The 23,469-nt window shown below is 38.9% G+C and carries 18 protein-coding genes; 7 read left to right on the top strand and 11 right to left on the bottom strand.

Going from position 1 to position 23,469, the window contains the following annotated elements; translation table 11 throughout:
* Positions 1 to 220 precede the first annotated feature (220 nt).
* Positions 221 to 781, top strand: coding sequence for a hypothetical protein (locus tag E4F24_RS06225; RefSeq protein ID WP_140937799.1), 561 nt, complete (start codon positions 221 to 223; stop codon positions 779 to 781).
* A gap of 102 nt (positions 782 to 883) precedes the next feature.
* On the opposite strand, the gene E4F24_RS06220 is transcribed toward E4F24_RS06225, so the two are convergent.
* Complete coding sequence (locus tag E4F24_RS06220; RefSeq protein WP_140937798.1) at positions 884 to 2,056, bottom strand: trans-sulfuration enzyme family protein; 1,173 nt, start codon at positions 2,054 to 2,056, stop codon at positions 884 to 886.
* A gap of 192 nt (positions 2,057 to 2,248) precedes the next feature.
* Here E4F24_RS06220 and E4F24_RS06215 point away from each other — a divergent pair, with 192 nt between their 5' ends.
* The 3 genes from E4F24_RS06215 to E4F24_RS06205 all read left to right on the top strand — a co-directional run bounded on the left by E4F24_RS06215 (position 2,249) and on the right by E4F24_RS06205 (position 8,024).
* On the top strand, positions 2,249 to 4,141 hold the full coding sequence (locus E4F24_RS06215) for an alpha-L-fucosidase (protein ID WP_140937797.1): 1,893 nt from the start codon (positions 2,249 to 2,251) through the stop codon (positions 4,139 to 4,141).
* On the top strand, positions 4,134 to 6,443 hold the full coding sequence (locus tag E4F24_RS06210; RefSeq protein ID WP_140937796.1) for a glycoside hydrolase family 95 protein: 2,310 nt from the start codon (positions 4,134 to 4,136) through the stop codon (positions 6,441 to 6,443). The genes E4F24_RS06215 and E4F24_RS06210 overlap by 8 nt, the downstream gene beginning before the upstream one ends.
* Before the next feature lie 111 nt (positions 6,444 to 6,554).
* A complete protein-coding gene (locus tag E4F24_RS06205) occupies positions 6,555 to 8,024 on the top strand; it encodes a hypothetical protein (RefSeq protein ID WP_140937795.1) in 1,470 nt (489 codons plus the stop codon).
* Positions 8,025 to 8,174: 150 nt separating this feature from the next.
* Here E4F24_RS06205 and E4F24_RS13760 read toward each other — a convergent pair whose 3' ends face one another.
* The 4 genes from E4F24_RS13760 to E4F24_RS06190 form a co-directional block, all read right to left on the bottom strand.
* Positions 8,175 to 8,318: a hypothetical protein gene (locus E4F24_RS13760; RefSeq protein WP_181182390.1), complete on the bottom strand. Its 144-nt coding sequence runs from the start codon at positions 8,316 to 8,318 to the stop codon at positions 8,175 to 8,177.
* Between the two features lie 192 nt (positions 8,319 to 8,510).
* Positions 8,511 to 11,357 carry an excinuclease ABC subunit UvrA gene (uvrA, locus tag E4F24_RS06200; RefSeq protein WP_140937794.1) on the bottom strand — a complete coding sequence of 949 codons (2,847 nt, stop codon included), beginning with the start codon at positions 11,355 to 11,357 and terminating at the stop codon, positions 8,511 to 8,513.
* A 225-nt stretch (positions 11,358 to 11,582) separates the two neighbouring features.
* Entirely contained in the window at positions 11,583 to 11,999 is a 417-nt protein-coding gene (locus tag E4F24_RS06195) for an OsmC family protein (RefSeq protein WP_140937793.1), read from the bottom strand.
* A 303-nt stretch (positions 12,000 to 12,302) separates the two neighbouring features.
* Complete coding sequence (locus E4F24_RS06190; RefSeq protein WP_140937792.1) at positions 12,303 to 13,523, bottom strand: OmpP1/FadL family transporter; 1,221 nt, start codon at positions 13,521 to 13,523, stop codon at positions 12,303 to 12,305.
* A 190-nt stretch (positions 13,524 to 13,713) separates the two neighbouring features.
* Between E4F24_RS06190 and tpx the strand changes: the two genes are divergently transcribed.
* The 3 genes from tpx (at position 13,714) to E4F24_RS06175 (ending at position 16,483) form a co-directional block, all read left to right on the top strand.
* Positions 13,714 to 14,211 carry a thiol peroxidase gene (gene tpx / locus E4F24_RS06185; protein ID WP_140937791.1) on the top strand — a complete coding sequence of 166 codons (498 nt, stop codon included), beginning with the start codon at positions 13,714 to 13,716 and terminating at the stop codon, positions 14,209 to 14,211.
* An 89-nt stretch (positions 14,212 to 14,300) separates the two neighbouring features.
* Positions 14,301 to 15,452 carry a GDP-mannose 4,6-dehydratase gene (gmd, locus tag E4F24_RS06180; protein ID WP_140937790.1) on the top strand — a complete coding sequence of 384 codons (1,152 nt, stop codon included), beginning with the start codon at positions 14,301 to 14,303 and terminating at the stop codon, positions 15,450 to 15,452.
* A gap of 101 nt (positions 15,453 to 15,553) precedes the next feature.
* Positions 15,554 to 16,483 (top strand): hypothetical protein, encoded by a 930-nt coding sequence (locus E4F24_RS06175; protein WP_140937789.1) that lies wholly within the window; start codon positions 15,554 to 15,556, stop codon positions 16,481 to 16,483.
* A gap of 791 nt (positions 16,484 to 17,274) precedes the next feature.
* Here E4F24_RS06175 and E4F24_RS06170 read toward each other — a convergent pair.
* From E4F24_RS06170 to E4F24_RS06145, 6 genes are all read right to left on the bottom strand, one after another.
* Positions 17,275 to 18,327, bottom strand: a complete 1,053-nt coding sequence (locus tag E4F24_RS06170) for a TerC/Alx family metal homeostasis membrane protein (protein ID WP_140937788.1) — start codon at positions 18,325 to 18,327, stop codon at positions 17,275 to 17,277.
* A gap of 3 nt (positions 18,328 to 18,330) precedes the next feature.
* Positions 18,331 to 19,302, bottom strand: a complete 972-nt coding sequence (locus E4F24_RS06165) for a polyprenyl synthetase family protein (protein WP_140937787.1) — start codon at positions 19,300 to 19,302, stop codon at positions 18,331 to 18,333.
* A 59-nt stretch (positions 19,303 to 19,361) separates the two neighbouring features.
* Positions 19,362 to 19,925: a DUF3109 family protein gene (locus E4F24_RS06160; RefSeq protein WP_140937786.1), complete on the bottom strand. Its 564-nt coding sequence runs from the start codon at positions 19,923 to 19,925 to the stop codon at positions 19,362 to 19,364.
* 7 nt (positions 19,926 to 19,932) lie between these two features.
* A complete protein-coding gene (locus E4F24_RS06155) occupies positions 19,933 to 20,727 on the bottom strand; it encodes a DUF3108 domain-containing protein (protein WP_140937785.1) in 795 nt (264 codons plus the stop codon).
* Between the two features lie 31 nt (positions 20,728 to 20,758).
* Complete coding sequence (locus E4F24_RS06150; protein ID WP_140937784.1) at positions 20,759 to 21,274, bottom strand: DUF2480 family protein; 516 nt, start codon at positions 21,272 to 21,274, stop codon at positions 20,759 to 20,761.
* Positions 21,275 to 21,337: 63 nt separating this feature from the next.
* The gene (locus tag E4F24_RS06145; RefSeq protein WP_235891162.1) at positions 21,338 to 23,434 is read right to left on the bottom strand and encodes a peptidylprolyl isomerase; all 2,097 of its coding nucleotides are present in this window, start codon (positions 23,432 to 23,434) and stop codon (positions 21,338 to 21,340) included.
* Positions 23,435 to 23,469: the final 35 nt, after the last annotated feature.

Genomic DNA, 23,469 nt, shown 5'->3' with positions numbered 1-23,469 from the left:
GATTTCTTTATAATAGTGAGTATATCCGTATATATAGTAGTTGGGGACATCCGACGAGAATATGTGGATTGATAATTTTGCTTATGGTATGATTTTTGGATATCATGACAATTGATATATTTACTTTTTTATTCGCTGCGGTTATAATTGCATTGAATATAAAAACAAATATATATTTGCAAATATATACATCAATAGATTTCTAATAACTTTTTATCTTATGCGTAAACATATTCTGTCCGTAGTCTCACTTTTTACAGTGGTATTATTATTAGCATCGTGTGGTGCTCCGAAAAAAGGAACTTCAGGTTCTTCTTCTGGTACGTCGACTTCTACTTCAGGACCTTCTGCTTCTCAATGGAGATCGGGTGTGAAGGGCAACTGGGTGTTAAACACTGTTACAAGGGAAAATATTCCTGCGGCTTATACTATTAAGAATATTTTTGATGAAGCGCCGGTGGATTGTTTTGTTGGAAGTACCTGGAATCTACCCGGTGGCAATTATAGAGGCAGTATCACGTTCAATGCGGATGGTAAATTGTGCGCAAATGGAGCAGTACGTACCATCGTATGGTCTATCTATAGTGGGGCAGCTAATGAGGAACCGCAATTTCAATTTAAGAAAGTGTATGCCGGTGATAAAGCTGCGAATGTAACAGTGGGCTACCGTATGAATCTATCTTTTGCTGATGGAGAAACTTTGGTGATGAAGATGCCGATTCCGCTAGATAATGGTCAGCAAGGTAACTTAGTCTTTAACTTTACAAAAATTGGCAAATAAGAACAGTATTATAAATGTATTATTCAAAAAAAAGACCATTTTGCAATGCCCCCAAAAAGTTAGATACTTTATGGGGGCACTCCATTTTTTTAGGTCTTTTTTTTATTTGGTCTTTTCTAATGCCTGTAGAATGTCGCCTATAATATCTTCTTTATCTTCCAGACCTACGGACAATCGAACACTTCCTGGTTTTATTCCCAAGTGATTGCGCTCTTCTTCGGTCAATTTAGCGTGGGTGGTTGTTGCCGGATGTGTTGCTATGGATCTGGAATCTCCCAAGTTGGACGTGTATAATATCATATTTAATTCATCCAAAAATCGGAAAGCTCGTTCTTTACCGCCTTTTACTTCAAACGTAACAATACCGCCGCCTGCTTTCATTTGTTTTTTTGCCAAGGCATATTGTGGATGCGACGGTAAAAATGGATATTTCACATCTTCAATTTCAGGATGATTTTCCAAAGCTTCAGCCAATGCCAATGCATTTGAACAATGTCTATCCATACGAAGCGCTAAGGTGTCTAAACTTTTTGAGATAATCCATGCGTTGAAAGGAGACATTGCAGGTCCCGTATGACGGATGAAAAACATCATTTTTTTAATTAACTCTTCTTTACCCACTACAACCCCACCAAGTACGCGACCCTGGCCATCCATATATTTGGTCGCAGAATGTATCGATAAATCAAATCCGTAGTCCAAAGGTTTTTGTAGATAAGGAGTCGCAAAGCAATTATCAATGGAAAGGATAATCTCCGGATACTTTTCTTTAAACCTACCTAGCCATTCCAGATCAACTAATTCAAGTCCCGGATTTGAGGGAGATTCTAAAAAGATAATTTTTGTATTGGGTTGAATCGCTTTTTCCCATTCATCGGGGTTAACTGCGTCTACATAGCTCGTAGTAACCCCCCATTTAGGAAACAATTGCGTAAATAATTGATGGGTAGAACCGAAAATAGCACGTGAAGAGATAATATGATCTCCATTTTCAATAAAAGCTGCGAAAGATGCAAATACGGCAGCCATTCCGGATGAAAAAGCTAGTCCTGCTTCCGCATTTTCCAACGTACACACTTTATTGATAAATTCACTTGTATTTGGATTCGCATAACGCGAATAAACCATGCCCTCTTCTTCTTCGGCAAAAATAGCACGACCTTGTTCGGCGCTATCAAATATAAAACTGGAGGTAAGATATAGCGGAACAGAATGTTCACGTGTAGCCGAACGAGGTGCTTGTTCCCGTATTATTTTAGACTGATCTTTATTCATGATACGCAAAGTTAAGGATTTGTTTTTCTAAGATTTAGAATAATTTTGAGATTTTATAATTCTGTGGCGATAACATTGAGAGAATCCAAACTATATAAGATATATTTTAAGGAGTTTATAATATTGGTAATTCGTATGATTATATTGTTATTCGGATTTAATATTTTATATTTATAATTTCGAATTATCATTATGAAAAAATCTAGACTGGTTAACTATTTGCTTTTTATTCCACTTTTCGGTTGGGCGCAGCAAGAACCAAAGCCTTATGGCGCATTACCTTCAGAAGGTCAATTGAGATGGCATGAAATGGAGACGTATTGTCTGATTCATTATACTCCAACTACCTTTCAAGATAAAGAATGGGGGTTTGGCGATGCAGATCCATCCTTATTTAATCCATCAAATTTTGATGCAGATCAGATTGCGCAAGCAGCGGCCTCGGCAGGATTTAAGGGGTTAATAAGTGTAGCGAAACATCATGATGGTTTCTGTTTATGGCCTACTGCGACAACTGATTATAGTATTAGGCAATCTCCTTGGAAAAATGGGAAAGGAGATATGGTGAAAGAGTTTATGCAGGCTTCGCATGATCATGGCCTACAATTTGGTGTGTATTTATCTGCGTGGGATCGAAACGATACACGATACAGTACGCCTGTATATGCCGATGCCTATCGAGCGCAATTGACAGAGTTGATGACAAATTATGGCGAATTGTTTACGTCTTGGCACGATGGGGCTAATGGAGGAGATGGTTATTATGGTGGAAAAAATGAAAAGCGGATCATTAATCGTACGACATACTATGAATGGCAGGAACGGACATGGCCGATTGTTCGTCAGTACCAGCCTTTTGCTGTTGTTTTTTCGGATATTGGTCCCGATATACGGTGGGTAGGTAATGAACACGGTTTCGCTGGCGAGACCTCGTGGGCTACTTTTACGCCGATGGGTATAGATGGTCGTCCCCCGGTTCCTGGTGATTCAGATTACTCTAAATCTCCTACAGGCGATCGGAATGGTGAATATTGGATACCTGCCGAATGTGATGTGCCGCAGCGACCAGGTTGGTTTTACCATAGCAACCAGAATGATAAAGTGAAAACCCCGGATCAATTGTTTGAGATTTATTTGAAATCTGTTGGAAGGGGAGGAGCAATGAATCTGGGTCTGGCACCTATGCCTGAGGGTATTTTACACCCAAATGATGTCAAATCTTTGGATGGATTCGGAAAAAAGGTGGCAGCCACTTTTGCAACTAACCTAGCTCAAGGTGCTAAAATCGAAGCTTCTAATATCAGAGGCAACTCGAAGAAATTTTCTGCTGCCTTTATTTTAGATGACGATCGTTACTCTTATTACGCGTCGGATGATGGGGTAGTAAACCCAGCGCTGGAGATCACGCTAACACATGCACAGGAGTTTGATATCATTAGACTTCGGGAAAATATCAAATTGGGGCAGCGTTTGGACAGTGTACGTATTGATATGTGGAAAGATGGACAGTGGAAACATGTTGCCTCGGCAACAAGTATTGGTGCTTCCCGACTTATTAAATTAGATCAGCCTATTCAGGCTCAAAAATTGAAAGTGAGTTTATATGCGCCAGTGGCCCCTACGTTGAGCGATTTTGGATTATTCAAAGAAGCGGCATCTAATTTCTCTTTTGCAATGCAAAGTAATAGCTTGATCAAACTAAAGGCTAATGAATATAGCGTTGAAAGTGGCTCAAACATGAAAAAGGCATACGATAATGATCCGAATACGTTTGGTGTCATAGCGGAGTATCCAAACGGTTTTATTTTTACACTTCGTGGGCCCATTAAAGGATTTACCTATTTGCCACGGCAAGATGGAAATAAAGAAGGGATTGCAACAAAATATAACATTGCTATAAGTGATGACAATAAAAGCTGGAAGACGTTGGTAGATGGGGAATTTTCGAATGTGTCAGCAAATCCGGTAGAGCAAACCGTGTTATTCAATGAAACAGTCCAGGCTAAATATATACGTTTTATACCGAAGGAAACTATTGGGAAATTATTTACTGTTGCAGAATTTGGATTATTAGGATATGAATAGATTTATAATAGTTGTTTTAGCTCTTTTTAATGTCGCGCACGCGCAGGAATTAACGTTGTGGTACAATAAGCCGGCTGAACGATGGGAAGAGAGTCTTCCCTTGGGAAACGGTCTCTTGGGCATGATGCCGAATGGGAAGGTATTGGATGAAAACATCGTGCTCAACGAAATATCAATGTGGTCAGGAAGTGCTGAAGATCCCAACAATTATGAAGCTTATAAAAGCGTCGGTCAAATTCAACAACTTCTGTTTGAAGGGAAAAACGATGAGGCCGAAAAATTAGTGAATCAAAATTTTGTCTGTTCTGGAGCGGGGTCTGGTTATGGCCGTGGTGCGAAAGTTCCGTATGGCTGCTATCAAAATTTTGGATTTCTTAATTTTCACCACTTTATTGAAGGTGACGTTACAAATTATCACAGGGAACTTGACTTAAAAACTGCGACGGCAAAAACGCTGGTAACGGCTAATGGAATAAGCTTTACGCGGGAATATTTTACATCTTTTCATGATAATGTCGGCGTAATTCGTCTAACGGCATCTAAGCAGCAGTCTATTTCATTTACGCTGGGCTTTTACCGGGAGGAGAACGTGTCCGATTATAAGATTGATAACGACTGTATCACGATCCAAGGTAGATTGCCAAATGGAAAGGATGGATATGGGTTGAAATTTGCTTCTCAGATCCGGGTAGTTTCGAAAGGTGGCGAACGTAAAAATCATGATAATCAATTGATCGTTAGGAATGCCGATGAAGTACTTATATTTATATCATCGAGTACGGATTACTATGGGCATGATCCATTAGCTTACGTGCAACAAAAAATTAAGGCAAATAGCAACGGAAAATATGGTACACTGTATAAGAGGCATCAAAAGAAGTATAGTGAAGTTTTTAATCGGGTGCAATTACATCTTGCAGACCAGAAGTCCAAATCCAATGTTCCGACAGATGAACGCATAGCCGCGTTTTACGAGAATGCCAATCAAGATAATGGGATGGCAGCCTTATATTATCAATTTGGAAGATACCTGAGTATTGCAAGTACAGCGCCAGAGCATGAAAATGCACTTTCTCCGAATTTGCAAGGATTATGGGCGCATCAGATAAATACACCTTGGAACGGAGATTATCACCTTAATATTAATGCACAAATGAATCACTGGGGAGTGGAGGTAAGCAATTTATCAGAATATCATATACCTTTCATTAAGCTTATAAAACGTCTATCGAAGGAAGGTACTAAGACGGCTAAAGCATATTACAATGCTCCGGGATGGGTTTCTTATATGATGACGAATGTCTGGGGATATACAGCTCCCGGTGAACAGGCCTCGTGGGGTGCCAGTACTTCTTCTGGATGGTTATGCAATCACCTGTGGGAGCACTATCTTTTTACGGAAGATGAAAGTTATTTAAAGGATATTTACCCCGTTCTGAAAGGTGCTGCTGAATTTTATCAGGCTACTTTAGTAAAAGACCCTGAAACGGGATGGTTGGTTACTTCTCCTTCGGTTTCTCCTGAAAACGCATTCAAGCTTCCTAATGGAAAAGTGACAGCGGTCGTAATGGGACCAACTATTGATAATCAGATTGTACGGGAGTTGTATGAAGCGTTGATAAAAGCAAATCAAATATTGGGATTAAATGACTCTTTTATCGATACAATTAAGCATGACCTGAAATCTCTTCCTCCGGCTGTAGTGGTGAGCTCTTCAGGACGTGTAATGGAATGGTTAAAAGACTATCCTGAGGTGGAACCACGACATCGTCATGTATCACATCTATATGGGTTGTATCCGGCAAATTTTATTTCACCTATTAGTACTCCGGAATGGGCAGATGCAGCCAAAAAGACACTGGACGTGAGAGGCGATGAGGGGACAGGATGGTCACGTGCATGGAAAATCTTGTTCTGGGCACGATTGCACGATGGGGATCATGCGCTGGAAATCCTGAGACAATTGTTGCGTCCGGCGTTCGATACGAATGGGAAGGCAGGCGCGGGTACCTACCCAAATTTATTCTGTGCGCATCCACCTTTTCAGATTGATGGTAATTTCGGAGGTTCGGCTGGCATAGGGGAGATGCTTGTCCAAAGTCATGACGGTTATATTCATTTATTGCCGGCGCTTCCATCCGCATGGAAAGACGGGAGTGTAAAAGGCTTAAAAGCAAGAGGGAATATTACTGTAGACATCACATGGAAGAACGGAGTGGTAACGGATTATAATATTAGTGGAAAGAAAGGGAAACAGGTGGAGCTGCTCGTTAACGGCCGCCGTGAAAATAGAGTTATTTGAGTAAATATTTGGTAATGAATTGCTTATTTTTTATATTAGCATTGAATAACTAGTTGTTCAACTAAATGAAATACAACTGGTGTTTAATTTTTTAATAGAACTGTAATTATTATGAAAAGTCGGTTACCTATGTTGTATAGACTTTCATTTATTTTCATTGCTTTTTTAGCTGTTTCCTGTAATGATGAAGCTCCTATAGATGAACTAACTGAAGATCTTTATACCGTTAATTTTACCATTGATGGGTTTGCTCCTACGCGAACCCTAATGAAGAGCGGTATTGGTCAGAATAAGAAATTAGCATCTAATAGACTGTCGGGTACATCTACTGATACGGAAGGTTACTTATATTTTTGGTCATTTAATAGCGAAAACCTGAATCCGGACATCCGTATAGCCGGAGGTGCTTCTCCCAGTATTACTTATAATAGTGGTAGCATACCGAATAATTTTGGAAATAGTGGGTATGATTATCGTGAGTTTGTTGCGGGAAAATCATTGAGCGTAACTGGTGCTAAAGAAATTTTAGTAAAAATGTCGATAAAGTCGGCTACTTCTGTTACGGGTTTGGGATTGGATATGGCAAGCTCAAACACGGGGCCTAAAGATTTTGAGTTACTATACAGTTTAGATAAAGGCGATTCTTTTGAGGTACTTGAAGATAATAATCAATTTAAGAGTTTCGTTGCGAATACAAAAACTTCTTTTTTTTATGACTTGAAAGACCTGCAATTAGATTCAGAAGAAGTTTGGTTTAAATTTATTCTTAAAGCAGGAGAGAGGGGTACTGCCGGAGCATTTAATGAAAATGCTGGTGTGCTTAGGCTAGATAATATGTACTTGTCTGGCACAGCAGAATCTATCTCCGGGCATACACTTAAAAAACTGCACTACAATATTTTTCATCAGGACAAAAACGAAATCGTGTATAGCGGGGAGGTGGATTACGAAGACAATACCGATATACAAGTGCAATTGCCTTTAGGAAAATACTATGTATGTTTTGTGTCGAATGCTTCAAAGCAAGATTTATTACTTCCTACAGACCCTTTGTGGAAAAGCTTCTATATCAGTAATCGGTTTTCGAATTATGAAGCAGAAATTTTTGGCTACAGTACTGAACTCGATGTCAGCGAGGATGTACAACTGAACGTAGAACTTCTGAGATGGTACAGTCAGATCAAATTTGAATTCTCCGATCCAGTAGGCTTATCAAAAGTGAAACGAATCCGGGTGAGTCAGGAGCATGAACCGTTTTTCTGTTCGCCATTTGTAGCAGATCTCAGTAACCCGGTGTTGGATCAAACTGATATTGATCTGAGTATTGACGATCTTTCGGCAAACAAACAAATCGTGTTTCATCAATTCCTAGGGAGCTCGAATGATTTAAAGGCTATTTCGTATAAACTAGAGGTATTTGATGAAAACAAATTATTGCGGACGTTTATCGTGAACAGTACATTGAAGAATAATATGCAACTTGTTTTTCGGGGAGAACTATTAAAGGATGTACCACAATCCCTTGGGTTCACGGTTGCCAAAAATGAAAATTGGGGAGATAATAAGGAAGAAAGCTTTTAGAGGAGACAGCCTCATCGTCATGCTATCCTCCTTTCCTCTTATGGCATTAATGATTCCTTCTAGGTTGTCATTAAATTCCAGGAGTTGTGCAAAGACTTTGTCGTCCTGATCTAAGCCATCGTGTTTGTTGTTTTTTCGGAATATTTCTTCCTAACGTTTTTGTTCTTCGTCCGTAATTAATCCAGCCAATGCTTTTAATTTAAGTAAATTGCTTTCTGTGTCTGCTGTCAGGGTTTGGGACTTGATTTCTTTCCTATTCATCATGGGGACAACCGAAGCGACAAGTTTACTCATATTCCGATAGAAGCCCAGCATTTTAAATGATTGGAAGAAGGTTTCCTTCACTGCTGAAGATGCTGTATGCTTTTGGAAGCTCTACGCAAAGTTTGAGAAGGTTTTATGATATCGTTAATTGACAAAGTAAGAGATGCAACTGGGATGTATGCATCTCTTACTTTCATCGTTGGTACTACGGCGTGGGATATATTATGAAGGTTTCATCTCTAATTTCAAAAAACGGGCTGTTTCACTATTTTTCTGTTTGATTAGATCTTCGGGAATGCCCGAGAATAGCAATTTTCCGCCATTTTTACCCCCCTCAGGGCCCATATCAATGACCCAATCGGCTACCTTTACAACATCTAGGTTGTGTTCAATAATCAAAACGGTATTTCCGCGATCGACTAGTCGATGGATTACACCTAAGAGTACGTTTACATCTTCGAAGTGTAGTCCGGTTGTCGGCTCATCTAAAATGTAAAACGTATTCCCTGTATCTTTTTTAGAAAGCTCGGTCGCTAACTTGACACGTTGTGCCTCGCCTCCTGATAGGGTAGTAGAAGATTGTCCTAGCGTAATGTACCCTAATCCTACGTCTTGCATCGTTTTTATTTTACGGTAAATCGACGGTATATTCTCAAAGAAATGCACAGCTTCATCAATACTCATATCCAATACATCAGAAATTGATTTCCCCCGATAACGTACTTCTAAGGTTTCACGATTGTACCGTTTTCCCTGACAGGTTTCGCATGGAACCTGTACGTCGGGTAAAAAATTCATTTCGATAATTTTCATACCTGCACCTTGACATGTCTCACAACGTCCACCTTTGACGTTAAAGGAAAAACGTCCTGGTTTGTAACCTCGTATCTTTGCTTCGGGCAGTTGCACATATAAGGTTCGTATATCAGAGAAAACTCCGGTATAGGTGGACGGATTGGATCTGGGTGTGCGGCCAATTGGACTTTGATCGATTTCGATTACTTTGTCTATGTCTTTAAGTCCTTCTATGCCTTTATAAGGCAGGGGATGTGCTTTTGCACGAAAAAAATGATGATTTAGAATAGGATAGAGTGTGCCCGTTATTAAACTGGATTTTCCCGATCCGGATACCCCGGTTACCAAAATCAATTTATTTAAAGGGAAATCAACAGTTACATTCTTTAAGTTATTTCCTGTCGCACCAATTAAGGTAAGGTGTTTGCCATTTCCTTCCCGACGCTTCTCCGGGATTGCTACCCGTTTTTTGCCATTCAGGTATGCCGCAGTCAGGGATTTGGCCTTTAGAATATCTTTTGGTTTACCTTCGGCGACGACTTGACCTCCGTGTACACCTGCTTCCGGACCCATATCGATGACATAGTCTGCGTTCAAAATCATGTCTTTATCATGCTCAACTACTAAAACAGAATTGCCAATATCCCGTAGGTTTTTGAGTGAATCAATTAATCGCTCATTATCACGTTGGTGAAGCCCGATACTGGGCTCATCCAGGATATAGAGCACGTTGACCAATTGAGAACCTATCTGAGTTGCCAGACGGATACGTTGTGCCTCCCCTCCGGACAATGTTTTCGATGAACGGTCTAAGGTAAGGTAGCTTAGGCCAACGTTTAATAGGAACCCCAAACGCGTACGTATTTCTTTGAGTATTTCCGTAGCAATGGTGCGTTGACGCTCATCGAGACGATCTTCTAAGTGATCAAACCATTCCATCAGCATAGAAATATCCATTGCGGCGAGTTCACTGATGTTTTTGTCGTCTATTTTGAAATGGAGGGATTCTCTTTTCAACCGAGCTCCCTGACAAGTCGGACAGGTTACTTTCGTCCGGAAATCTTCCAAAGACGGCGCATCATCATTTTGTTTTCCATTCATTTCTTCCAACATCTTGAAGATGCCTGAAAACTGAACCCGATATTCACGGGCACCGTACGATCCGTAAGAAACGGATAATGGAATAGGTTCATCTGTTCCGAACAACAGCATATCAATCTGATCCTCCTGAAGTTTTTCGATCGGAGTAGCTAAATTGAAATCAAATTTGTTTGCTACGGCTTTTAGCACGGCAAAATTCCAGGATTCCCGAAGTGGGCCTAACGGGATTATTCCCCCTTTTTGAATACTCAGTTTGCGGTCTGGAATAACGCTGTTTTTGTCGATTTCAAAAATGTATCCCAAACCGTCACATTTAGGACATGCGCCATACGGTGAGTTGAAGGAAAACGAATTGGGTTGGGGTTCATCATACGAGATACCGGATTCTGCATCCATTAAATAGCGGCTAAAAAACTGTTCCTTATTCTCTTTATTGGCTATTTTTATAATTCCTTTTGCCGTTTTCATCGCCTGCATCACCGAGGTGTACAATCTTTTCTGATCCTTTTCATTGACCTGAAGGCGATCTACGACTGTTTCAATATCATGGATTTTATAACGGTCTACCTGCATTTTAGGAACAAGATCTAGAATCTCGCCATCAACACGTACTTTGGTATATCCCTGTTTGCGTATTTGTTCAAATAGTTCACGATAATGCCCTTTACGCCCTTTTACCACCGGAGCCAATATATAAATAGCTTGATCTGTAAATTCATCCAGAATGCGTTGTACGATTTGCTCTTCCGACATACGCTCCATACGCTTGCCCGTCGCGTAAGAAAATGCTTCTCCGGCACGCGCGTATAATAAGCGCAGAAAATCATAAATTTCTGTAATGGTCCCTACCGTTGAACGTGGGTTTTTACTCGTGGTTTTTTGTTCAATAGAAATAACCGGACTTAACCCTGAAATCTTATCTACATCCGGTCGCTCAAGTCCTCCTAAAAACTGACGGCTATAGGCGGAAAATGTTTCCATATAGCGACGTTGACCTTCAGCATAGATCGTGTCAAAGGCAAGGGAGGATTTACCACTGCCACTTAGGCCGGTAATGACAACTAATTCATTTCTTGGAAATGATACATCAATATTTTTAAGATTATGAACACGTGCTCCGAATACTTCTACTTCACTTTGATCCCCGAGGTCTACTGCTTTTGATTTCGTCATTGAACATTGAGTTTTTGCAATTTGCAAAGTTACAGATTTTTAAAATGACAAACGAAGGTGCTGAAAATGAATTTCCTTTATATGGAATGAAAGTTAAGGAGAGTGTCTCCAAAATATTGGATTGGTTTTCTTTGTACTGAATCTATGTAGCGTACCTATGGGATAACATAAACCGCAGGGTGTTTTTTTGATATTAGCCGTCTCTTTTGGTTTGTAGTGCGGTTATTAATTTATCTTGATACTGTAGGTGATATCCACTCCTCCGGCAGCGAGCATATCGTGTACCGAACAATATTTTTTAACCGCTAGTTCTGCCGCTTTATACGCTTTGACTTCGTCAATCTGGCCTTTTAACACAAAGTTAATATGGATGGAGGTGAAGATGTTAGGAATCTCGTCACGTCTTTGTCCCTCAATTTCTACCTCAATATCTTCTATTTCTTGACGTTGTTTTTGAAGAATGGTAGTAAGGTCAAAAACACTACAGGATCCCAAAGCCATCAAAATGAGCTCCATTGGTCTTACACCTTTGCCCTCTCCTCCGATAGACTCTGAGCCGTCTATATTTACTTTTACAGTAGACAGTTCACTTGAGGCTTCAAAGTGAACCGCATTATTTTTACGATTTAAGTAGACTTTCATTTGAACTGCTTTATATGAACAAACTTAGATAAAATGCTTTGCATTCACGAATGCCTAGTAGAAAAAAAACAATTCGTAATTTGCAGTTTCATGAAAAAGTTTTATGAAAATATAATCGCGTTTTGATATAAAGGCAAATTATTCATAGATATATGCTCATAATGTATGAATGCACACTACACGGTTCTCGGTTTACCTTTGGTGAGCTCGCGCACGGTTTGTCTTTTAACGACCATAGAGGGATGTCCAAATTATATTATTTGTGCGGCCTGTGTTATGTGGATATTTTATAATGTTGTTATGTTACCATTTGTAAGTAAGTGATATACCGGGAGCATGGATAGTAGTCTTATACGTTCCTGACAATCCAGAAGCTTTGTTCGTTACCGTACGCGCTTGTACTTGCTGAAGTAAATATGCCGCAGTTAAGTCCCATTTGTCTGAAAGCAGGTAGGTGAAGCCTGCCGAAGCCATCGCCCTGTTGTTGTCTGGCGTTTCTGGAGAAACATAAGGCCCTCTTACTGGAGAGAAAACATACCCTACACCTGCTCGTAAAGTGAGGTTATCACATGTTCTATAATTTACACCCACCTTACCTGAAAAAGCATTGTCATATTTTTTGTCCTGATGTGTATCGGTTAAAACTGGGGTATTGTCCGCATAATCGAAGTCTAAACTTTGATAAATATCATATCCAACAAAAGTGGCGTCAGCTGCAATATCGACTTTCGAACTCGCCGGAAAGCTTATTCCGAAATTAAATGAAGCCGGCAGTGGCAACTCTGTATTAAAGGTGGTATTTGGAAAGGATGCAGCAAGTGAGGGAGGAACAGAAAATTCAGCGTCACCATCTTTTAGTTTTGTAACAACATTTGAACGGTAGCTTAATGATAAGGAGAAACTGTTTTCCAGGTCGTAATGTACGCCTAGATTATATCCTATACCTGTACCTGTACCTGATAAATTAACCTGACCACTGCTGCCATCAGCCATGGATATCGGTATTGATCGGGATAAATCGATTTGACTAACATTGTAAACGAATCCACCGCCAATACCAAAATTATCCGTGATCTTAAGACTTAATGTAGGTTGGATATAAATAGCTCTCATCTGTAAGTGATTGAGCTCGTATTTTCCCGGCCAGTCTGTGCCCCAGTGCACTGAACCCCCGAAGGGGGTGTAGACACCAATTCCGGCCTTCCACCACGAATTCTTGGGGCCGAAAGTGGCAAATACAGAAAATGGTGGAGTAATTTTGAACTTCGTGTGGTGAATTTCTGTGCTGTTGTATTCCCTAAAAGTAGAGCGGTACATCATAGTGGAAGCGCCAATGGAGATCCCGTTGCATCTCATCTTAGCTAAAGCGCCGGGACTATAGAAAATGCTTGCCTCATCGATAAATAATGCCGACCCTGCACCGGCCATACTCACTGCTTTCTGACTTTGTGTATTGATCTTAGAGCCTTGGGCAAATAATAGAGTGGGACTAGCCAATAATAAACTTAGTAGTAATTTTTTCATACGTATTTTTCTGTTTCAAATGGATCGTTTGACGATAAACGTTTTACTGTGCCGGATTCATATATATTTTGGTTAGCTAATGAGGATGAAATATAATGCTAACGTAGTATTTTTTTGTTAATAAAAATAATCTTTGTCTTTTTTTAATAGAGTTATATGAATTAGCTATATTCAAAAAAAATAATGTAATATGAGTCAAGTAAAATTTAAAGGAAGTCCTGTAAATACGAAAGGTACACTGCCACAAGTAGGATCTAAAGCCCCAGATTTTTCATTAACTGGAGGGGATTTATCCCAAAAGACATTGGGAGACTTCGCAGGTAAAAAGTTGATTTTAAATATCTTTCCTAGTATGGATACAGGGACATGTGCAGCATCTGTACGGAAGTTTAATGAAAAGGCTTCTGGTTTAGAAAATACAATCGTGTTATGTGTTTCTAAAGATTTACCTTTTGCACAGGGACGTTTTTGCACAGCCGAAGGATTGGAAAACGTTGTTTCACTTTCGGAATATAAAAATTCTAACTTTTCAGATGCTTATGGCGTTAAGTTTATTGATGGGCCTTTAGAAGGTTTGTTGAGCCGAGCTATCGTGGTGTTGGATGAACATGGAAATGTCATCTATACGGAGCAGGTAGAAGAGACAGTGGAGGAGCCGAATTACGATGCTGCGCTAGCCGTGCTATAGATACCAGGCCGTAACTTTCCTTCTATATGTTGTTTCGATGACTTGCATATAAAGGGAAAGTTATCTAAGTTTGGGCAATATTGCATAATATGGAATCAAATACGCGTAAGACGGCCCTTATTACTGGAGTGACCGGTCAAGATGGAGCTTATTTAGCCGAATTTTTACTTAAAAAGGGTTACATTGTACACGGCTTAAAAAGAAGAAGTTCGCTTTTCAATACAGACCGAATCGACCATCTTTATCAAGATCCTCATCTTGATAATCGTAATTTTGTTCTTCATTATGGAGATTTGACGGATTCCACTAATTTGATTCGCATCATTCAGCAAACACAGCCAGATGAAATATATAATCTGGCAGCTCAATCCCATGTAAAGGTCAGTTTTGATACCCCTGAATACACAGCTAATGCAGATGGTATAGGAACACTTAGGGTACTGGAAGCGGTACGCTTATTAGGACTAACGGATAAAACAAGGGTTTACCAAGCGTCTACTTCCGAATTATATGGATTGGTACAGGAGGTGCCTCAGAGTGAAACGACTCCGTTTTATCCACGTAGTCCTTATGCTGTTGCCAAAATGTATGGGTATTGGATTACAGTAAACTACCGTGAAGCGTATAATATGTTTGCATGTAATGGTATACTGTTTAATCATGAAAGTCCGGTGCGCGGAGAAACATTTGTTACACGTAAAATTACCCGAGCTGTCGCAAAGATTGCTTTAGGTTTGCAACATAAATTGTACCTGGGAAATCTTTCTGCTCAGCGGGATTGGGGGCATGCCAAAGATTACGTTGAAGCCATGTGGCTTATTTTGCAACAAGAAAAACCCGAAGATTTTGTTATTGCTACAGGAGTGACGACAACCGTTAGAGACTTTGTGCGACTGAGTTTTGCTGAACTTGGTATTGAAGTCGAATTTAGTGGCCGTGGTGAAAACGAAAAAGGTGTAATAATCGATCGAGATGATGAGCGTTTACAAGCATTAAATATTAACCCAGAACATATAAAACTAGGTCAGACAGTAGTCAAAGTTGATCCGAGTTATTTTAGACCTACAGAAGTGGATTTACTGATTGGTGATCCTTCGAAAGCACAAAATCAATTGGGATGGAAACCCAAATATACACTTGAAACACTGGTTTCTGAAATGGTATTATCAGATTTGCGCCTGATGCATAAAGAGCAATATCTTAAAGATGGTGGGTTTGATGTCTTAAATTATTTCGAATAAGCTAAATTGGAATAATTGCTAAATTGGAATAATTTTTGATATCCAATGTATAGTGAGAAATATTTACGGCAATCTGAAAAAATAGAGAAGTGAGTACGGCTATGGAAGTTAAAAGTGTAAGTCAACAGAGTGAGGCGTCAGAGGAGAAAAAAGATAATTCCAAAATTTATTTTTTTATTATAGCTATCGTTGCGTTATTGATGACAAATGTCTATTTCTATGTGAAATTTAAGTCTTCCGGTGAAAAGCTATATACCATAACATTAGAGAAGGAAAGCCTGCAAATTGAAATAGATCGGATAGAAGCCGAATTAGATAATTTAAGTAATCAAGATCTTGCCTTGTCTGGGGAGATCATTGCTTCTAAACGTGAGGCAAGGAATGTAATTGAAGGACTTCGGGAGAAACTAGAAATTTCAGGAATATCAGAAGATGAACTAATGTCTGCAAGACAACAGGTAATTCGCCTGAAGAAGGATGTCGCTGATTTGAAGATCAGCATGAAGGAATTAAAACTTCAAAATGATATGTTGGTAAGGGAGAATGAACTACTTTCATCTGAAGTGAGAGAAAGAGCGCAGCATATTGAGGAAATAACACTCAAAAATAAAGACCTTAATGATAAGGTCAATATTGCTTCGTCTATTAAAGTTTCCAATATACAGGTCAATGGTATTGAAATATCTAGAAGAGGTAATATTGAAATAGAAACTAAGTCAAAAAGGGTTGACGAATTGCAAATCAGATTTACTATTGCTGACAATCCATTAGCTGTGGAAGGAAATAAAGATATTTTTATTCGAGTCATCGATCCGCAAGGTAACTTAATCGCTAACCCAAATAATGTTTTTTATATTCATGGTGATAAGCTTCAATATTCTACTAAAAAGTCGATTCATTTTACCAATAGGGGAGAAGAATATCAGTTCTTATGGAAGGATGGATCTAGGGGATTTAAAAAAGGTGCGTATACCGTGTTATTATATGCTGACAATGCCATTATGGGTAGATCGAGTGTCGTTTTAAAATAACGTCCGTGTATGGACAGTTGAAATATGTATAGCATTGAAAATTGAAAGAGGGGACACCTTCTTTTTTTATTTTCTCTTTATTACCTTCCCCCCCGCAACTTTTTTGTTTAACGCACAGAACGGATTAATCAGGATTTCTAGGGGTATTGTTGATGGTAAAAGAAGGTTTAATTTAGACAGTTTGTCACTCACTAATTCCAAATTGTATTAGCAACCATTAATATCTGTATTTTATCTTTTTGCCCTCATCGGCGGGCGGCCTCCTTCTTTTCTCTCAAAAGAAGCAAAAGTCGTCGCTGTGCCGGCTCACCACAGCGGTTCACCATTCCTGCTATTGGCGACCCGCCAAGGCGACATTTATCGAGTATGAAAGGATAGTGCTTTATTCTCAAATATTATTTTATACTCTAGCTGAATTAAAAAAAACGGCCTTAGCGGATTTGGATGTGCAGGCAGCAGATGATGTGCTGCAGAAGCGTATAATCAGCGCTTAACCAAGCAGATCTCAGCCTTTGAAATGGGACAGAGCGCTGGAGGCCTAAGAGCTGCGCTGTGCATCATCGCGTAGCCGGAACGACAAATACGGTACCAGCCTTGATTTGTTTGCTTCTTTATTCATCAAAGGAATAAAGAAGGCCCTGTCGTGGCAACGACGGATAGGTAATGCGGTGGACAAAAAACTGACTAAATAAACCTTCTTTTAATAACGACAATCTCCAAACCTCCACTTAAGCCAACCACCAACCAAATTTTGATGCCATTGGCGCAGGTGGTTCACGCGTGTTTAGATGTTAATTCGTTAGATTTTCTTTTTTAGGAAAGACAAGTGATGCAACAATACTGATCGCTAGTATTCCGATGATAATGATTAAGGAGTGTACGGTTTTGAATCCGAGTTGTTCTAGCCAACCATGTAATAGCATCTTTGCTCCAATGAATACCAATAAGAAGGCAAGACCCACTTTTAAATAATGGAATTTATGGATGATATTTACCAGTAGGAAGAACATTGACCGTAATCCTAAGACCGCAAAAATATTTGAAAAGAATACAATATAAGGGTCTTTAGTGATAGAAAATATAGCAGGAATAGAGTCCACTGCAAAAATCAAATCTGTAAATTCGATAACCAATAATACTAAAAAAAGAGGGGTCATGTACTTTATACCATTTTCTAAATGAAAGAATTTTCCTCCATCTAATTTTGGGGTAACTTTAAAATATTTGGAAGCAAATTTTACGACACGATGATTTTGAGGATCTACCTCTTCTTCCGTATTGCGGTTGATGAACATATTAATGCCGGTGTACACTAAGAAAGCCCCAAATAGATAAAGTATCCAACCAAATTTAGCGATCAATGCGGCACCTACAAAAATAAAAATACAGCGTAATAAAATAGCGCCTATGATTCCCCAAACTAGTACTTTGTGATAGTATTTTTCTGGAATACCGAATGAAGAGAATAGCAGTACCATAACAAAGATATTGTCTACTGAAAGCGCATACTCAACGACATAGCCTGTTAGATATTCGATGGTTAGGTTTTTGTTGTAAATTTGAATACTTGCTGTGAGATCGGATTCAACGATTTTTATGTTGTGGTAATTTTGTGCTATGATTTCCTTGAGTCGAGCTATATCGTGGATATTATGTAGTTCATTCCCCCAAAAATAAAGTACTAGTCCGAACGCCAGTGCAAAAAGTACCCAGATAGTAGACATGATTGCTGCGGTCTTAAAGGAGACAGGTTTATCGCCTTTGGAAAACAACCCCAGATCTATAGCAAGCATGAGGATGATAAAAATAATAAATCCTCCAAAAAACATTAGCTCGTGACTCATATCTTATTTTTTTCTTTCTGTAGTGAATTTGACTAGTTGTTGTAATCCGGTGTTGTGGATGCTATCTGGAAATTGTGCTAAAATTTGAAAAGCTTCCTGTTGGTAAGCTAACATTTTTTTAGTTGCATATTCTAATCCACCGCTGCTTCGCACAAAATGAATGACTTCTTCTATTTTTTTACTATCGTCATTATGGTTTTTAACCAAATTAATGATTCGCCTTTTTTCACTGGAAGTTGTTTTACTTAGCGCATATATAAGGGGTAATGTCATTTTCTTTTCTTTGATATCATTACCTACCGGTTTGCCTATGTCATCTACTCCAAAGTCGAATAGGTCATCTTTGATTTGGAATGCAATGCCAACTTTCTCACCAAATTCACGCATTTTTTCTACAATATCTGTTGTTGCATTCGCCGATGACGCGCCACAGGCACAACATGATGCGATAAGAGAGGCCGTCTTTTTTCGGATTATTTCATAGTAAATGTCCTCTTTGATGTCTAACTTACGTGCTTTTTCAATTTGCAAGAGCTCGCCTTCACTCATCTGCTCAACAGCTTCCGACACGATTCGGAGTAATTCGTGTTCTTGATTGGCTACGGATAAGAGCAAGCCTTTGGAGAGAAGAAAATCTCCCACCAAGACGGCAACTTTATTTTTCCATAAGGCGTTTACGGAAAAAAAACCTCTTCTCTCATTGGCGTTATCTACTACATCATCATGAACGAGTGAGGCAGTGTGAAGCAGCTCGACTAATGAAGCACCACGATAAGTAGATTCATTAATTGTTCCACACAGACCAGCAGAGAAAAACACAAACATAGGGCGCATTTGTTTGCCTTTTTGCTTGTATAAGTATTGAGTGATGATATCTAATAACGGAACAGAACTTTGCATAGATTGTTTAAACTTTGCTTCGAAAGTTTCCAGTTCTGTTGCTATGGGTTTTTGTATCTCTTTTAACTTTAGCATGAATGACGGTAAATACCAAATAGAGTATAAATGATGCTTTAAAGATAAGAAAAATAACCTTATAAAGATTTGACAGTTTTATCTAATTCTTCAAACCATTCTTCCCCATATTCGCGGGTAAGGGGATCCTTCAAGAATTTGTAAACTGGAACTTGAAGTTCTTTGCCAAAACTGCACGCATCTTTACAAATATGCCATCTATCGTAATGAAGTACATCAAATTCTGGGTAGTGTGTGGTACGAATAGGATAGAGATGACACGAAATCGGCTTTTTCCAGTGTATTTCCCCCAATTCGTATGCTTTTTCGATAGCACATTTAGTAATACCATTTTCCCAGGTAACGTAAGCACACTCTTTATTGCCGTCTACACATGTAGTAGTTAGGTCACCGTCTGCGTCGATAACATGTGTGCCTTGTTCCTCAATGGCTTCAATTCCTTTCGCAGTCATGAAGGGCTTTACTTTGGGGTATATCTCCTTTAGTATATGTGTTTCATCTTTACGTAAAGGTGCCCCTGAATCACCCTCTATGCAACAGATTCCTTTACATTTTGATAGATTACAAACAAAATCGTTGTTTATTAAATCCTCATGAACTAACACATTACCGACTTCAATCATGGTTTATTTATTTTGAATAGCTAACTTTTTTTCCAAGCTCGTGTTTTAATCCTTTGGCTTCGGTGAGTTCCATGGTCACAGAGCCGATTAGAATCTCTACATGTGCACGTACGGGAATCCGATTTCCATCATTCGTTACCCAAAGGTATAATTTACTGTTCTTTTTAAAGATACGTCCCGGTTTTATTTCCGGGCTAAATTTGATGCATTCGACCGTGCCCAGACTTGTTTTTATTTTCTCTATGCCTTCATAAGTAATGCCCAGTTGTTCAACTTCGTCGTTCAGAAAATAGGAAATCTTGAAGGACTCCCCCTTTTTTAGAGAGGATAAATCTAAGTTTCTTGCAAAATAATAGGCAGATAAAAGGTCGAAAGTTTGTAATACAGGCGTTTTGAAGGTACCTTTTCTGCCCTTTACGAACTTGTTCCTGTGGTCAAAGGTAGCATATTCTTTACGCGTATAACTGCCTTCTCGGATATCTTCGGTGTATAAATGCGGAAGATAGGTGTCTCCATCTATATAAGAATCATATTTATTTTTGACGGTATAAAATATGGAGAATGCCCCCGACGTTTCCCCAACCGCATTTAAGTGGAATGTATCATTCCCACTAAATTTTAAACTGGATTTATTTACTGTTAGAATTCCTGTTGCAGCAGACATAAAGCCATATCTAAGTTTATAAGTCAACTTTTCGCCCTCTTTAAATGTGGGTTCTTTCAAGTAAGGTAAGGCACTTTGTCCCTTGCTTACAGAGACCGTAAATAATATAGATAGAATAAGTATATATAGTTTTCTCATGCTTAATAGGACAATTTTACAAATAAAAAGTTTAACTTTTCCGTTTGAACACAGGAACGGTAGAGCATGGTTCGCCATACATGATGCTTTTAGCCACTGCGCTCAGCTGAGTCGTAAACAGTACAAATGCGCTTTCAGGGATATAAATATCGCCACAGCCTTTTACGACAACTCTTTGATCTTGATATTGGGAATAGTCTATTTTTGTAATTTCCGCCAAGAAAAGCCGTTGTTGTACTTCTTCTTGTGTTCCAAAGTGAACTGATTTTGCGTATGGTGCTAATTTATTTGCTAAGATCATGTACGCCCATGTTGGGACAATAGCATCTGTTGAGCAGGTAATAGCAATGATTTTGTCTTGGTAATTTGACCAATCGTGATCTTTTACGAAATCTCTGAAATCTTTTTCTTTTAGAATGAGACCATGAAAAAGGTTGTCTTTGATATCGTAAACACTGATATCCTCTTTTGGAGCATAATTAGCTAAGTCTACTGTAAGCAGACCGCTTTGTGCTACTTTGTTAATTATGTTTTCCTGAATATCCATTTCGCATAAATATAAAAAAAGCCGGACAAATTACTGTCCGGCCACAAAAATAAATATAATATCTTAATAGAATCTAATACGATTGTCATCTATATCTGCATTGTCTTGAAGGGCTTTGAAGATAGAACCCCATGCACGTTGCTGTCTGTTAGACAATAACTGTTTTTGTTGTTCTTTTTTCTCCGTATCTACCATTTCTTTTGGGTTTACGAAGCTGTTTACTTGAACTACATATACACCTTGAGATCCTTCAACAGCTTTAGATGGTTTATTTGGTTGGAGGCCGAATACCGTACCAATCACCGTATTTTCCAAAGCTACACCCGGAATAACAGGGTTAGCTAATACGATATTTTCTACACTGATGGCGGCTTTACCCAGTTTTTGAGCCACTTGATCTATAGAGGTTGCTCCATTTAGTGCGTTATCCATTTTTTCTTTCAGCATACGTGCTTTAACAAAGTTTTTAACACCCAATTCAATGTCCGCTTTTATAGCGTTCAACGGTTGAACACCTTTTGCGTTGATGTTGCTTACTTTTGCTACGATAAAGTGGCTGTCGGTCTCAAAAATTTTATCGGAAACGTCTCCTGCTTTTGCCTCAAACGCCCAACGGACTAGCTCTCTGGGAACTACAGAGCCATTTAGCGTATTGTCCATTGTTTGTGTTCTAGATGATTTTTCGACTTTCAATCCTTGTTTCTGAGCAAGTTCATTAAAGTTTTTATTATCTACACCAGTGAAAAACTCATTTGCTTTAGCATATACCGCATCCGTTGTTTCTTTTCCAGCGACAATCACTTTGTCTACAATAGCCGCTTTTACGATTTTCGAATTACCTACTTGCTTCTCGATTTTGATGATATGAACACCAAATTGAGAGTTCACGATAACCACATCGCCGGGTTTGCCACCAAATGCTGCTTCTTCAAACTGTTGAACCATTTGACCGCGAGAGAAGGTGCCTAGTGAACCACCATTGATTTTACTTCCTTGATCTTGACTGAATTCTACAGCTAGGGCTGAAAAACTATCTCCTTTGCTGATTAGTCCTTTAATAGAATCTGCTTTTGCTAAGGCTTTATCTACGCCTCCTTCTGCTGTAGGATTTAATAGGATGTGGCTCGCTTGAACTGAATCCGGACTGAATTTAGCATCAATCACTTTCGCTATTTCGTAAGCACCATTTGATAGGTAAGGTCCAACTGTAGTTCCTATACTTACATTAAATAGAACGGAATCTAATGCAGGGCTTGCTTGACCTTTTTTGATATAAGTAACAGGATATTTGGTGTCTGAATGTTGTGTAGCAAACAAGGAATCATTCGTGGAAGCTATCAAATCAGCTTTTAAACTTTGGATAGTAGTTAACGTTGCTGAGGTGTCTTTAGCTGTAGGTCTGGCATCAAATAATACATATTCTAAAGCACGTGTTTCTTCCGGATTTTTGAATGCGTTTTTGTGCTTGTCATAATAAGCTTGGTAATCTGCGTCTGTTAATTTGATATTAGACTCATTTACAGAAGAATAATCTAATAAGACATATTTGAAATTAGCTAATTTGTTTTTAGCAGTATATTCATCCTGTGCTTCTAAAGCAGTAACATATACGGCATTACTTAATAAATTAGCATATTTTTCATTCAATCGTTGCGTACGGATATTGTCTAATAAGACCTCCCATTGTGTGCTTACTTCTAAATTACCATTTTTCGCTTCGTTAATTACCTGATTTAGGTAGTTGCGATCGAACTGACCCGTTTGAGGATTCGTGAATGTCTGTATGATTTGAGGCGAAGGATTTGAACCTTGTACTAAATCATTAAATTCTTTTTTACCGATTGTTAATCCTATTTTCTTAATTTCTGCGTTTAACAATTCTTTTGAAATGAACTGATTCCAAACTTGTTGTACAGCAAAATTTCTGATTTGTGGAGTTTCTACTCCGCCCATTTGTTGCTGGTACATTGCAGATGTTTGGTCTACCTGTGCGTTAAAAAGTTGGTAATCGATAGATTCCCCATTTACACTCCCTATTTGATTTTGCTTATTCATCCAAAAAGGCATCCCCGATTGGATAATGTCTCCTAATAAAAATGCAACAATTGCTAAACCTATCACGAATATTACTAATCCGGCACGGTTACGCAAATTCCCCATTAATCCCATATCTGTATACTGTATTTAAGTGTTCT

The organism is Sphingobacterium lumbrici (assembly GCF_006476045.1).
GTDB classification, from domain to species: Bacteria; Bacteroidota; Bacteroidia; order Sphingobacteriales; family Sphingobacteriaceae; genus Sphingobacterium; species Sphingobacterium lumbrici.
The sequence above is the reverse complement of the archived record's forward strand: the minus strand, read 5'-3'. Positions and strand labels throughout refer to the sequence as shown.